The organism is Streptococcus sp. SCPM-O-B-15294 (M123) (assembly GCF_058200455.1).
Map to the genome: position 1 here is coordinate 1 of NZ_JBYQGU010000001.1, position 13,600 is coordinate 13,600.

Annotated in this window: 9 protein-coding genes and 1 tRNA gene; 6 read left to right on the plus strand and 4 right to left on the minus strand. The window is 44.9% G+C overall.

Annotation, left to right across the window (positions count from 1 at the left end; all coding sequences use genetic code 11):
* Positions 1–32 precede the first annotated feature (32 nt).
* Complete coding sequence (ypfJ, locus tag AC3E8G_RS00005; protein WP_490676723.1) at positions 33–953, minus strand: KPN_02809 family neutral zinc metallopeptidase; 921 nt, start codon at positions 951–953, stop codon at positions 33–35.
* A gap of 126 nt (positions 954–1,079) precedes the next feature.
* Between ypfJ and rpmG the strand changes: the two genes are divergently transcribed.
* The 3 genes from rpmG to nusG all read left to right on the plus strand — a co-directional run bounded on the left by rpmG (position 1,080) and on the right by nusG (position 2,140).
* A complete protein-coding gene (rpmG, locus tag AC3E8G_RS00010) occupies positions 1,080–1,232 on the plus strand; it encodes a 50S ribosomal protein L33 (RefSeq protein ID WP_006595433.1) in 153 nt (50 codons plus the stop codon).
* Between the two features lie 9 nt (positions 1,233–1,241).
* Positions 1,242–1,418, plus strand: coding sequence for a preprotein translocase subunit SecE (secE, locus tag AC3E8G_RS00015; protein ID WP_048716699.1), 177 nt, complete (start codon positions 1,242–1,244; stop codon positions 1,416–1,418).
* Positions 1,419–1,603: 185 nt separating this feature from the next.
* A complete protein-coding gene (nusG, locus tag AC3E8G_RS00020) occupies positions 1,604–2,140 on the plus strand; it encodes a transcription termination/antitermination protein NusG (protein ID WP_006595435.1) in 537 nt (178 codons plus the stop codon).
* A gap of 86 nt (positions 2,141–2,226) precedes the next feature.
* Here the strand turns inward: nusG and AC3E8G_RS00025 are convergent, their stop codons facing one another.
* Positions 2,227–2,937 carry a hypothetical protein gene (locus AC3E8G_RS00025; protein WP_490676724.1) on the minus strand — a complete coding sequence of 237 codons (711 nt, stop codon included), beginning with the start codon at positions 2,935–2,937 and terminating at the stop codon, positions 2,227–2,229.
* Positions 2,938–3,057: 120 nt separating this feature from the next.
* Positions 3,058–3,128, minus strand: a tRNA-Cys gene (locus AC3E8G_RS00030).
* A gap of 313 nt (positions 3,129–3,441) precedes the next feature.
* Between AC3E8G_RS00030 and rpsB the strand changes: the two genes are divergently transcribed.
* Positions 3,442–4,224, plus strand: coding sequence for a 30S ribosomal protein S2 (rpsB, locus tag AC3E8G_RS00035; protein WP_048716695.1), 783 nt, complete (start codon positions 3,442–3,444; stop codon positions 4,222–4,224).
* Positions 4,225–4,302: 78 nt separating this feature from the next.
* Complete coding sequence (gene tsf, locus AC3E8G_RS00040) at positions 4,303–5,343, plus strand: translation elongation factor Ts (protein WP_023024647.1); 1,041 nt, start codon at positions 4,303–4,305, stop codon at positions 5,341–5,343.
* A gap of 498 nt (positions 5,344–5,841) precedes the next feature.
* Here tsf and AC3E8G_RS00045 read toward each other — a convergent pair whose 3' ends face one another.
* The gene (locus AC3E8G_RS00045; protein ID WP_490676725.1) at positions 5,842–6,312 is read right to left on the minus strand and encodes a COG2426 family protein; all 471 of its coding nucleotides are present in this window, start codon (positions 6,310–6,312) and stop codon (positions 5,842–5,844) included.
* A gap of 388 nt (positions 6,313–6,700) precedes the next feature.
* Here AC3E8G_RS00045 and AC3E8G_RS00050 point away from each other — a divergent pair, with 388 nt between their 5' ends.
* Positions 6,701–13,501, plus strand: a complete 6,801-nt coding sequence (locus AC3E8G_RS00050; RefSeq protein WP_490676726.1) for an Ig-like domain-containing protein — start codon at positions 6,701–6,703, stop codon at positions 13,499–13,501.
* Positions 13,502–13,600 lie beyond the last annotated feature (99 nt).

The window sequence follows — 13,600 nt, forward strand, 5'->3', positions numbered from 1 at the left end:
GATGATCTGAAAGGCTTTTGTTTTTAATTTCATTATAAGTCTTCGTCAGAGACGCTGAAGGTATCTCCGTGTTCAAAGTCCCCGTATTGGTAACCACGTTTGAACCAGCGCATGCGTTGTTCAGAAGTCCCGTGGGTGAAGCTATCAGGGACGGAGTAGCCATAGGCTTGTTCTTGAAGGGTATCATCTCCCACGGCATGGGCCGCATTGAGCGCTTCTTCGATATCACCTGTCTCCATGAGGCCTTGCTCTTCAATGTAGCGAGCCCACATACCCGCATAGTAGTCAGCTTGAAGTTCCAAACGGACATTGAGGGCATTTTTTTCTGTCTCGCTTTTCCCTCGGATGGCTTTTTGGTAACTCTGAAGAGTCCCCAATTCGTTTTGGATATGGTGGCCGACTTCGTGAGCAATGACATAAGCCATGGCAAAATCTCCGCTAGCCTTGTATTTGGTGGTCAACTCTTTGTAGAAGCTGATGTCTAAATAGATCTTTTGGTCTGTCGGACAATAGAAGGGGCCGGCAGATGCTTGCCCCACACCACAGCCAGTTCGAGTTTGACCGGTATAGAAAACCAAGGTTGGCTTGTGATAGGTCCGGCCTTCATTTTGGAAGGTTTCCCCCCAGAAATCCTCAGTAGTCCCAAGGACTTGACTGACGAATTTGCTATCTCCGTCACTGACCTGGGTGTTGCTTTGGCGCGTGACTTGTCCTGAGTTATAGTTCTGCGTGGTCTGCCCTTGGTCAAAGAGCCCACTTAGTCCAGCTCCGCCGCTCAAAAAGATGAGGACCAGGATCAAGATGAGTTTGCTCTTAAAACTTCCAGGCGAGAGGAGGATCTGTAAAAGACCGCCCCCTAAATTTCCACCAGATCGGCCGGATGAGTAGCTTCCGCCGCTCTGTCCGCGACGGTCTTCAATATTTTTACTTTCTTTCAGATGATCGCTTTTCATAATTTCTCCTTTATTCTCTATATTGTACCAAATCGTGGAGAAAAGCCAAACAAAATGCGCTCCCAGAGAGCAGAAGAACTTGTCAAAAAGTGGAAAACTTGCTATAATGGTGTGAATGGAGGCGTTATGGCATTAAAAAAAGCAAGTCTAGCGTGTACGGTTTGTGGGTCACGCAACTACTCAATCAAGTTGAGTGCGACGCCAAAACCAAAACGTCTAGAAGTTAACAAGTTTTGTAAACATTGTAGCAAATATACAATTCATAAAGAAACCAGATAGGAGATTGTTGTGAAATTTTTTAAAGATATTTTTGTCTTGCTGAAAAACACGACTTGGCCTACTCGTAAAGAAAGATGGAAAAACTTTATCTCTGTGATTGAGTACACAGCTTTCTTCGTGGTCTTGATTTATTTGTTTGACCAAGTAGTGGCTAAAGGTATTTTGAAGCTGATCGATATGTTCTAAAAAAGAAACAAATCTGCGTCCCATGTGGATGCTTTTTTTCTTGCCTTGAGGAAGAAAAACAAGAGAAACTTCTTTGCTTTCTCCGGTTTTATGTTATAATGGAGCTAGGAAAACAAGAGCCAGAAGGCTTTTTTTAGTATCGTGATCAAACGATCCCCTTCTGGTAGATAAGAAAGGAAACAAAAATGGATAGTTTTGACAAAGGCTGGTTTGTCCTACAGACCTACTCAGGATATGAAAACAAAGTGAAGGAAAACCTTCTTCAACGCGCACAAACATATAACATGTTGGAAAACATCTTGCGTGTAGAAATCCCTACTCAAACTGTGCAAATCGAGAAGAACGGGAAAACAAAAGAAATCGAAGAAAATCGCTTCCCGGGTTATGTCTTGGTAGAAATGGTCATGACCGATGAAGCTTGGTTTGTCGTTCGGAACACACCAAACGTTACTGGATTTGTGGGATCTCACGGGAACCGTTCAAAACCAACTCCACTTTTGGAAGACGAGATTCGCAACATCTTGATTTCGATGGGACAAACAGTTCAAGATTTCAATATTGATGTGAAGGTGGGAGATACTGTACGCATTATCGATGGTGCCTTTGCAGATTACACAGGTAAGATCACAGAAATCGATAACAACAAGGTGAAAATGATTATCACCATGTTTGGAAATGACACTGTGGCAGAAGTCAACCTCAATCAAATCGCAGAATTGTAAGAAATGAAAAGGGGTCTTCCCCTAGATAGAAAGAAATCCTCCAAGACGCTGGTCTTGGAGGATTTGTGTTTGTTGAGAAGGGATTTTTATGCAGGTTCAGAGACTTGGAAGACTTTTTCTTTGTCAAAACCGACAGAGTAGTCCTTCCCGTCTTCCCCTTTCCAAGTAAAGATAGTCGCGTAGCCAAAGACGAAAACAGTTTCTGGACGGCCGTGTTTTTCAATGACTTCTTTAGCTGTCATTCCAGGTTGAATATCCTTGAGATTCGTAACCTTTTTAGAGTTAGGCAAGGTGGCAATTTTGTTAGTAGCTTGGCCTTTTTCATTAAAACTAATCATGATACCACTGCCCTCCCCATGCCAGTAACCACTATTATCAGAAGTGGAATCAGTAGGACCTAACTTGCTGATGGCTTCATCTTTTGTGGTAGGAGCAAGGGCTTCATTCCCAACGAGAATTTCCACTTTAATCTCTTTGAAGGCAGCCCATTTTGGCATTTCAGGGATATCCCCGATAGCCTCAAGTGATTCCCCTTGGTCCATCAAGCTCATTGTATAGTTAGGATCCTCGCGGGTGTTAGAGTCTGAAGAGCTATAAGAATCATCCTTATCTAAGCCTGATGAAAAATCCTTTTTGCTACTTGATTTTTTAGAATAAGAACTCTTAGAATTCTTAGAGCTTTTTTTAGAACTGCTCACAAGAGGTTTTCTTTGGTGAGTCTCTGGTGCAGCCGGTTGGCAGGCAGCCAGCATGGCCAACGAGAGGATGCTGAGAGCATATAAGGTAACTTTTTTCATTATCATCTTTTCCTTTCATGAGTGGAGAACAGGATCGCTCGCAAAGGAGCGCAGATGCAGTCCAATCAAGTGATGGTATCAAAAAAGCCCATTGCTGGGCTCATTGATACTGGTTTGTGAAGGCGGTAGACGGATTTGAACCGACGATCAAGCTTTTGCAGAGCCGTGCCTTACCACTTGGCTATACCGCCACAACATATTCTATTTTATCTTAAAAATCAGATAAGGTCAAGAAAAATTTTCGGACAAAAGGCTTATAAAAGGGAAAGAATGAGAATCGTGCAGAAAAACATAAAGGAAGGAGGGAGAGCCCTGAAGAAAAGCAGGAAAGTCTAGGAATTTCTCTCAAATGACTTGCAAAAAGCTTCTAAATCTGCTATACTGATAAAGTTGCGTAAAGCAATAAATACTCATCCTGGAACCATTGTGGCACCGTTGCCCTTGTGGTCGTGTTGCAAGCTGACGTCTGGGAGAGGAGAAAAAAACAAAAAGGAGAATTTACTCATGGCAGTAATTTCAATGAAACAACTTCTTGAGGCTGGTGTACACTTCGGTCACCAAACTCGTCGCTGGAACCCTAAGATGGCTAAGTACATCTTCACTGAGCGTAACGGAATCCACGTTATCGACTTGCAACAAACTGTAAAATACGCTGACCAAGCATATGACTTCATGCGTGAAGCTGCTGCAAACGACGCAGTTGTATTGTTTGTTGGTACTAAGAAACAAGCTGCTGAAGCTGTTGCTGAAGAAGCTGTTCGTTCAGGTCAATACTACATCAACCACCGTTGGTTGGGTGGTACCCTTACTAACTGGGGAACAATCCAAAAACGTATCGCTCGTTTGAAAGAAATCAAACGCATGGAAGAAGAAGGAATCTTCGACGTTCTTCCTAAGAAAGAAGTTGCACTTCTTAACAAACAACGCGCTCGTCTTGAAAAATTCTTGGGTGGTATCGAAGATATGCCTCGTATCCCAGACGTAATGTACGTTGTTGACCCACACAAAGAGCAAATCGCTGTTAAAGAAGCTAAGAAATTGGGTATCCCAGTTGTAGCGATGGTCGACACAAACACTGACCCAGACGATATCGATGTAATCATCCCAGCTAACGATGATGCGATCCGCGCTGTTAAATTGATCACTGCGAAAATGGCTGACGCTGTTATCGAAGGACGTCAAGGTGAAGATGCAGTTGCATCAGTTGAAGCTGAATTGGCAGCAACTGAAACTCAAGCAGATTCAATCGAAGAAATCGTTGAAGTTGTAGAAGGCGACAACGCTTAATTATCACAATCGTAATTACCTAGGAGGGCGGGGCTTAGCCCGGCTCTCCTATTTTTAAAAAAATATAGGAGAATCAAAATGGCAGAAATTACAGCTAAACTTGTTAAAGAGTTGCGTGAAAAATCTGGTGCTGGTGTCATGGACGCTAAGAAAGCCTTGGTTGAGGTTGAAGGTGACATCGAAAAAGCAATCGAATTGCTTCGCGAAAAAGGTATGGCTAAGGCAGCTAAGAAAGCTGACCGTGTTGCCGCTGAAGGTTTGACTGGTGTTTATGTGAACGGTAACGTTGCAGCAGTAGTTGAAGTAAATGCTGAAACTGACTTCGTTGCGAAAAACGCTCAATTCGTTGAATTGGTAAACGCAACAGCGAAAGTCATCGCTGAAGGTAAACCAGCTAACAACGAAGAAGCTCTTGCTTTGACAATGCCTTCAGGTGAAACTCTTGAAGCAGCATACGTATCTGCAACTGCTACAATCGGAGAAAAAATCTCATTCCGTCGTTTTGCTTTGCTTGAAAAAACAGATGCACAACACTTCGGTGCTTACCAACACAACGGTGGACGTATCGGTGTTATCTCTGTGATCGAAGGTGGAGACGAAGCACTTGCTAAACAAATCTCAATGCACATCGCTGCAATGAAACCAACTGTTCTTTCATACAAAGAATTGGATGAGCAATTCGTGAAAGATGAGTTGGCACAATTGAACCACGTGATCGACCAAGACAACGAAAGCCGTGCAATGGTTGGTAAACCAGCTCTTCCACACTTGAAGTATGGTTCTAAAGCTCAATTGACTGACGAAGTGGTTGCTCAAGCTGAAGAAGACATCAAAGCTGAATTGGCAGCTGAAGGTAAACCAGAAAAAATCTGGGATAAAATCATCCCAGGTAAAATGGATCGCTTCTTCTTGGACAACACAAAAGTTGACCAAGCCTACACTCTTCTTGCACAAGTTTACATCATGGATGACAGCAAGACAGTGGAAGCTTACCTTGAATCAGTAAATGCTTCAGTTGTTGAATTCGTTCGCTTTGAAGTTGGTGAAGGTATTGAAAAAGCTTCAAATGACTTTGAAGCAGAAGTTGCAGCTACAATGGCAGCAGCTCTTAACAACTAAGAATAAAAAATAAGAGGTTTCGATGGAAACCTCTTTTTTTTGTAAGGAAGGTACCTAAGACATTTGTTTAAGGCATTTTCTAACTATTAGAAATTTATAATTCATAAAATAACGGAGATATTCTGATTGAAAATTAATTCAAATACATACTGAGACTTTCCGCCGTGAGAAAAGTGCTTGAAACATTGCTGTTTCAAGCACTCGGGAGTTTTGGGAGTAAAACAGTTCGGGGAACTGTTTTAGCATGAGCCTAAAATTTGAAAAGCGAATGGGTTCAAAACAAATTGAACACGGGCTGCGGATTGTGTCAAAAAGATAAGTTTTCCTAGAATCTAAAGTTTCATCGTCAAACTTCCTATTTTGACTTTATCCGCAGACGCCCTTTGTATCTTGATTTAGTCATGGAACTTCGTAGAAGTTCGCTGACGTCCGTACTCACATAAGGAAAGGATCGAAGAAGGTATTTCCTAATCAGATACCATGCTTTTATTTTTATTCTTAATGCGCAAAGGTATCTAATCCAAAAAGGAGTGAGAGAAATCCCATAATGAGGCCTGCTAGGACAACCCCCAGCATGACAGCAAGAACACTCCGTTTGAAGTCCCAATCTAGAATAGAGGCGGCGAGGGTTCCAGTCCAAGCTCCAGTTCCTGGCAAGGGAATGCCGACGAATAGGAGTAGGGCCCAAAAGATTCCCTTATCCCCTGCAGCTTCTTCTAGTTTTTGTCCTCCACGATGGCCCTTGTTGAGACACCAAGTAAAGAAATTCCCGATAAGAGGCTTTTCTTTACCCCACTCCAGGATATGGCGAGCGAAAAAGAAAATAATAGGAACAGGAAGCATATTGCCAATGACCCCAATCAGGAGGGCTTGCCAAAGAGGAATTCCGCTAGAGATGGCGTAGGGAACGGCTCCACGAAGTTCTACCAGAGGAATCATGGAGATTAAAAAAGTAATAATGTAGTTCATGTGTCATCCTTTCAATTCATCCTTTTCATTCTACCTTATCTCTGCTAGAATGACAACTATTTCAAACAGTAGAATTTCTTTTGAAGGCATGGAAATAGAGGGGGCTCGAATCCTTTATATTAAATTGGGATCATTCTTACGATTCTTTTCTCAAGTTCTCGTATATGAAAGAACTGTTAGTATAGATTAATTCTCCAGATAAGGCTATTTTTGCTAATAAAAATCAGTTCGACAAAGTATAGTTCTTTCAGTACAAACTATATATTCTTAGCTAGCTCTCTTGTTTAAGCTTCAACTTTTGGTATAGTTAAAATGTAGAGTTTCTTTTTTTTGCAAACGCATTTTAGAAAGCGCTTACATTGTTAAAAATCCCAAGAGGAGGTTAAATATGGGAAAGTCTTTTTTTGAAAAGCGCAGTGTATTTAGTATTCGCAAGCTCGCGGTTGGAGCTTGTTCTGTATTAATCGGTGTCTCTTTTTTTGGAGCTCCATCTGTCTTAGCTGAAGAAGAAGGAAGAGCTGTAACAGAAGAGGAGATGACAGCTACAAGGGAAGCGTCAGAGGTGACGAATGGAGAGGTTGGGACAAGTGATAAAGCTTCAACAACTTTAGAGGCGCCTGCTGTGATTACTCCTGAAAGAAATGAGAGCGAAATCGAAAAGCCACAGGTGGAACCTCAAACAAGTGAACGTTCTGCTGGGGCTACTGAAGAGGCTACCAAGGATCAAAAACAAGTAGCGGAGGACATGGTGCAAGATCGCGAACGAGACTTTAACAAGGACTGGTATTTCAAGTTGAATGCTGCTCCTGGTGCAGAAGGTCGCCAGGTGGATGTCAAAAACTGGAAAAAATTAGATTTGCCACACGATTGGTCAATCTTCTTTGACTTCGATCACAATTCTCCGGCTCAAAATGAAGGGGGACAATTAAACGGTGGGGATGCTTGGTATCGTAAGACCTTCCGCTTGGATGATAAAGATCTAGATAAGAAAGTCCGCTTGGAATTTGGTGGAGTTTACATGGATTCCAAAGTCTATGTCAACGGACAATTTGTGGGTCATTATCCAAATGGCTACAATGCTTTTTCTTATGATATTACCCCTTATTTGAATGCGGATGGAAGTGAAAACACCATCGCGGTTCATGTGATCAACCAACAACCAAGTAGTCGTTGGTATTCTGGGAGTGGGATTTATCGTGATGTCAAACTCAGTGTGACGGACAAGGTTCATGTGGCTAAGTATGGGACTACTATCACCAGTCCAAAATTAGAAGAACAACAGAATGGGGCAGTCGATACTCTTGTGAAGAGTCGTATTGTCAACCAAGATGATCAAGCCCATAGTATTTATGCGGAATACGAAATCGTCGATCAAAATGGTCAAGTGGTCAGTGAAAAGGTGCGCAGTGAAGTGCAATCCGTTTTGGCTGGTCAAGAGATCAACCTGTCTCATACCCTTCATGTTGAAAAACCAACCCTCTGGGATGTCAAAACCAATAACCCAGCCCTTTATACTCTGTATACACGGGTCTATCGGGATTCGCAATTGGTCGATGTGCAAAAGGAACGCTTTGGTTATCGCTATCTCAACTGGACACCAGAAGGTGGCTTCTTCCTTAACGGAGCGGCTACGAAATTCCACGGTGTTTCCCTTCACCATGATCATGGGGCCCTCGGAGCTGAGGAAAATTACAAGGCTGAATACCGCCGTCTCAAACAGATGAAGGACATGGGGGTCAATGCCATCCGGACGACCCACAACCCAGCGAGTGAACAAACCTTGCAAATTGCGGCTGAGTTGGGCTTGATGGTCCAAGAAGAAGCCTTTGATACCTGGTATGGTGGCAAGAAACAATACGATTATGGTCGATTCTTTGAAAAGGATGCAACACATCCAGAAGCTCGAAAAGGGGATAAGTGGTCTGACTATGACCTTCGGACCATGGTAGAGCGAGGTAAGAACAATCCTTCTATTGTGATGTGGTCAATCGGTAACGAAGTCGGTGAAGCAGATGGATCGGATAAGTCTGTCGCAACCGTTCGTCGTCTCGTCAAGACCATCAAGGAAGTGGATGCAACCCGCTATGTCACCATGGGAGCTGATAAATTCCGCTTTGGTGATGGTTCAGGAGGCCATGAAAAGGTAGCCGCAGAGCTCGATGCGGTTGGATTTAACTATTCAGAGGGCAACTATGAAAGCCTACGCGCTAAACATCCAAACTGGCTCATTTATGGATCAGAAACCTCTTCTGCAACGCGGACACGGGGTTCATACTACCACCCTGAAAGAGAATGGGTCGGTAGCAACCAAGAAGACCGGCATTATGAACAATCAGACTACGGCAATGACCGGGTTGGTTGGGGTCGGACAGCGACAGCCTCTTGGACCTTCGACCGCGATCATGCCGGCTATGCAGGTCAATTTATCTGGACAGGTACCGATTATATCGGTGAGCCAACCCCATGGCACAACCAAAATGATACACCTGTGAAAAGTTCTTATTTCGGTATTGTCGATACTGCCGGCCTTCCAAAGAATGATTTTTACCTTTACCAAAGTCAATGGTTGTCAGCTGAGAAACATCCAATGGTCCATCTCTTGCCACATTGGAACTGGGACAATCCAGAATTAGCCAATCGTGTCATGGATGAAGAAGGTCGGATTCCTGTTCGTGCCTTCTCCAATGCCCACAGTGTGGAATTGATTGTCAATGGGGAATCACAAGGGGTCAAGACCTTTACCAAGAAGACCACAGCAGATGGCCGGACTTACCAAGAAGGGGCAAATCCGGATGAACTCTATCTAGAGTGGTTGGTTCCTTATGTGCCAGGTAAGGTGGAAGCTATTGCCCGCAACGAAGCAGGAGAAGTGATTGCCCGCGATCAGATTGAAACAGCTGGGAAGCCAGCCGGTGTCCGTTTGTTGAAAGAAGAACACGCGATTGCAGCGGACGGCAAAGATTTGACCTATATTACCTACGAAATCGTCGATGAAGCAGGCCGTGTGGTTCCAACTGCCAATAACTTGGTGCATTTCCATCTGCATGGGCAAGGCCAAATTGTCGGTGTCGACAACGGGGAACAAGCCAGCCGTGAACGCTACAAAGCACAGGAAGATGGCTCATGGCAACGTCGAGCCTTTAACGGCAAAGGGGTGGTCATTGTCAAATCAACGGAGCAAGCAGGTGCCTTTACCCTGTACGCAGACTCAGACCGCTTGCAGTCAGACCAAGTCAGCCTCTTTACTGGGAAGAAGGACCAGGAAGAACGCTCTGTCTTGGGAGTCGAACCGGTTCGGACTCAAGTGTACTTGGGACAAAATCCTGAACTTCCAAGTCACGTATCTGTTGTTTATAGCGATGGCAAGGCTCAAGAAGAAGCCGTTGAATGGGATGTGGCAGACTATAGTCGTGCTGGCCAAGTCCGTGTGACCGGTCATATTCAAGGACGGACGGTCGAAGCTCTGGTCGATGTGATCGGTGTGGAGCAAGTTCTTCCAGTCATCAAACAAATCCCACAGGGAGCAGATCTAGCGACAGTGGATAAGACTGTGCAATTGGTCTTCACAGATGGCCGGACAGTTAGCTATGAAGTTGATCAATGGACCTTGGAAGCTGGTCAAGAAGATCAGTTGTCCACACCAGGAGCACGCTTGAAAGCGACAGGACTCCTAGGCAATGGGGAAGCCGTCCAAGCGACTCTAGTGGTTGCAGGAGGAGATGTAGCCAAGGCTAAGAAACCAACCGTGCAACTAGATGGAGTAGCTCTTCCAAAATTTGGTAGTGGCAACCATACTATTTTCCGCCCATTGGCTTATGGGCAAGAGCCTGGTCAAGTCACAGCAAGTGCAGAAAATGCCCAAGTGACAGTCTTACAAGCTAGCCGTGAAAATGGTTTGAAAGCTCAAATCTTTGTAACTGCTAAGGATACGGGAGCAGTACAGACCTATGTGGTACAATTCCAAGAAGAAAGTCCACAGATCCAGCGCCTAGAATTGCGTCTGCCAGAAGGGCAAGAACTCAAGGAAGATCAAACGGTGCCACTTGAAGTCATTGCTCATTACCAAGATGGCAGTGTGGCTAGCCTCCAAGCAGATCAAATCGATGTGGCAACAACAGCTGGTAGCCAAGGAAAAGCAGTCGCAAGCAAGAAAGGATTGGAACTAAGGGAAGCAGGATTGGTTCATTTAGAAGCCAACTTCCAAGGAAAAACAGGGGAATTAACCTTTACCATCACGCCAAATCCTGAAGAAAAGACGGTTGTCAAGGTGCGTCCTGTACGGATTAGTACGGATCGAAATGTTTTGCCAGCTCTTCCAGAGACAGTCCTGGTCGAGTATGACAAGGGATTCCCGAAAGAAAAACGTGTGACCTGGGATGCCGTGACAGCAGATCAAGTCAAGGATTACCATAGCTTTACAGTCACAGGTCATGTAGAGGGTGTGGAAAAAGAAGCCCAAGCTCAAGTCACCGTTGAAGGCATTATCGCTGTAGAAGAAGTCAGCACGACAACGCCAGTTGGTGAAAAACCAGCCCTTCCAGAAAGCGTGCGGACTTATCACTCCAATGGCAAGACCTATGCTGCCAAGGTGGCCTGGGATGCAGTCGATCCGCAACTCTTGGCCCAAGAAGGAGAAGTTGTCATAGCAGGCCGTGTAGAAGGAACCAACCTTCCAACCCGTCTTCATATTCGTGTTTCTAGCACCACAGTCAAGGGAGCCAATGTAGCAGAGCAATGGACAGGATCAGTCTTGCCACTCGCCTTTGCAAGTGACTCTAACGATGCGGATCCAGTTGCTAAGGTCAATGATAAGGTCATCTCCTTTACCGATGCTCCAGCTAACCGTTGGACCAACTGGGGCCGTGACAATGCGGAAGATTCTGTTGGTATCTTGTTTGGGGATTCTGGTATCTTGACCAAGCGAGCAGTGGACAACCTCCATGTTGGTTTCCACGAAGACCACGGCGTTGGCGCTCCAAGTGAATATGTGATTGAGTACTATACAGGGGAACAAATCCCAACTGTTCCAAGCAATCCAAATCGCGTCAAAGACGAAACAGACCATCCATTTAACAATCCAGCCAACTGGAAAGAAGTCAGCAACCTAACCGTTGAAGAACCGGTAGCAGCTGGCAAGATGAATCATTTCAGTTTTGATAAAGTCGACACCTATGCCGTTCGGATCCGCATGAAGACACCAGAAGGCAAACGTGGAAGCTCTATTTCAGAGATTCAGGTATTTGCCAATAAGGTTGCGGCAGAAGAAAAGAGCCAGGTGACCATTCGTGTCAACGGTGAGGTTTTACCAGGAGTAAATCCAAGTGTGACAGATTACTACATCGATGCGCGTGATCGGGCTTATCCACAAGTGGAAGCGACAGCTAGCCATCACGGTCTTGCAACGGTTGTGCCAAGCGTCCATGAAGGTGAGCCAATCCGTGTCATCCATAAAGCAGAAGATGGTACTATCTTACAAGAATACCGCCTCCATCTCACAAGTGATGCAGAAAAACTGAAACAAGCTGCTCCAGTAGCAGTAGAAGCAGGCAGACGTTTTGTGAAAGTCGGTCAAGATCTAGTTCTACCATCTACAGTAGGTGTCTACTTCAAAGGGGACACAGGTTACGAACGCAAGGAACTTACGGTGGACTGGCAGGCTATCCCAGCTGGTGCGCTGTCTCATGAAGGCAGCTTCACGTTAGAAGGAAAAGTCCTCGGCTATGATCTGACAGCTCAGCTGACCGTCCGGGTGTCCGAAAAGACAGGAGAAATCCTCTCTGTGAACCGTGACTACAATGCAGAGGATACCAGAGCATTTGCTAGTGAAACCAACGATCTCGATCCAAATCAAATCGACTATATCGATTACATCAATGATGGTGGCTACAACGAATACTATCGCTGGACCAACTGGAAGAGAGAACCGGATCAAACTGAAGTGTTTGCTGGTCTCATCTTCAAGAAAAATGGTCAAGTAACAGAGCGTTTGGTCAATAAAGTAGCGGTCGACTTCTTTGCAGATCAGGAAACAGGCCTGCCAACGAAAACTGTTCTTGAACGCTATATTGGTCCAGACTTTGATGTCCCAGATGATTACGGCAATTTGAAAAATCTTCCAGATCATCCATTTAACCAAGCCTCAAACTGGGAAGAAATTCCTTATAGCTTGGATTATGCCTTTGAGCCTGGTTATATCTCTAACCTCAGCTTCAACGAAACCAGAACGAAAGCCATCCGTTTAAGAATGGTCCGTGATGAAAATCTTAAAGGAATTGGAATCATTGAATTGAGCGCCTATGCCCCAACAGAAGAGGCCCAGGCAACAACTGATGTTACGATCCAAGTGAATGGCAAAGACCTAGAAGGTTTTAAACCAGATGTGACAGATTATCATCTAGAGTATGAGGGAGAACGTCCAATCGTTTCAGCACAAGGCAAGAATGGAACAGCCGTTACGGTCATCGATGCTAAAAGTGCCAATGCTCCGGTTCTTGTCAAGGTTGTCTCAGAAGATGGCAAGCTCGAAAAAGTATATCAACTTTCTCTATCCGGAAAAGCACCTACAGGCTCAGCCATTCCTGAAGAAGGGGTTAAGAATCTGGTCCATACCAAACCAGAGTTGGTGATTGAGCCAGAAGAGATGGACTTTGAACGCTTAGAACGTCCAAATGCGGATCTTCCAAAAGGTGAGAAACGTGTGGTTCAAGAAGGTCAAAAAGGGCGCAAATTGCGCTTGGTGGAAGTCTCTCAAGAAAATGGTGTGGAAAGCCAGAAGGAACTAGATGCCTTTGTAGAGCTAGATCCAGTGGCAGAAATCACGGAGGTGGGCACGAAAGAAGTGCTTCCAGACACTCCACAACCAGAGCCACAGCCTCAGCCACAACCAGAACCACAACCGCTTCCGAACCCAGAACATCCTCATGGCTCAGAAGGACCAGTAGCTACCTCAACTCCTCAAGCATCTCTTGAGGTCAAAGCAGTGCGTCAGGAAGGGACAGATGCAGCAGGGAAGGAAGTCGAGAAAACAGTTCAAGCGCCAGCAGTTTCAGCTGCTCCAGTTTCCGAAGGGACTTTACCAAATACAGGATCAGACGAAAGCGTCGCAAGCCTCGTTGCTGGAATCTTAGCAGCGGGCCTTGCCAGTGCTGTGCTGGACGATCAGAAAAAAAGAGCCAATAAGGCCAAGTAAAACAGCTAGAGAAACTAGCAAAAAACGGTGAAAAGTTCACAGGTAAAAAAAGGAGGATGGGGAAGTCCCACCCTCTTTACCTGGTGACATAAAGGAATA

What these genes read in the sequence shown, in the direction of transcription:
- AC3E8G_RS00045 (WP_490676725.1), bottom strand. Translation starts at nt 6,312, where the DNA reads ATGAACTACATTATTACTTTTTTAATCTCCATGATTCCTCTGGTAGAA.
- AC3E8G_RS00050 (WP_490676726.1), top strand. Translation starts at nt 6,701, where the DNA reads ATGGGAAAGTCTTTTTTTGAAAAGCGCAGTGTATTTAGTATTCGCAAG.
- rpmG (WP_006595433.1), top strand. Translation starts at nt 1,080, where the DNA reads ATGGCATTAAAAAAAGCAAGTCTAGCGTGTACGGTTTGTGGGTCACGC.
- ypfJ (WP_490676723.1), bottom strand. Translation starts at nt 953, where the DNA reads ATGAAAAGCGATCATCTGAAAGAAAGTAAAAATATTGAAGACCGTCGC.
- nusG (WP_006595435.1), top strand. Translation starts at nt 1,604, where the DNA reads ATGGATAGTTTTGACAAAGGCTGGTTTGTCCTACAGACCTACTCAGGA.
- AC3E8G_RS00025 (WP_490676724.1), bottom strand. Translation starts at nt 2,937, where the DNA reads ATGAAAAAAGTTACCTTATATGCTCTCAGCATCCTCTCGTTGGCCATG.
- tsf (WP_023024647.1), top strand. Translation starts at nt 4,303, where the DNA reads ATGGCAGAAATTACAGCTAAACTTGTTAAAGAGTTGCGTGAAAAATCT.
- rpsB (WP_048716695.1), top strand. Translation starts at nt 3,442, where the DNA reads ATGGCAGTAATTTCAATGAAACAACTTCTTGAGGCTGGTGTACACTTC.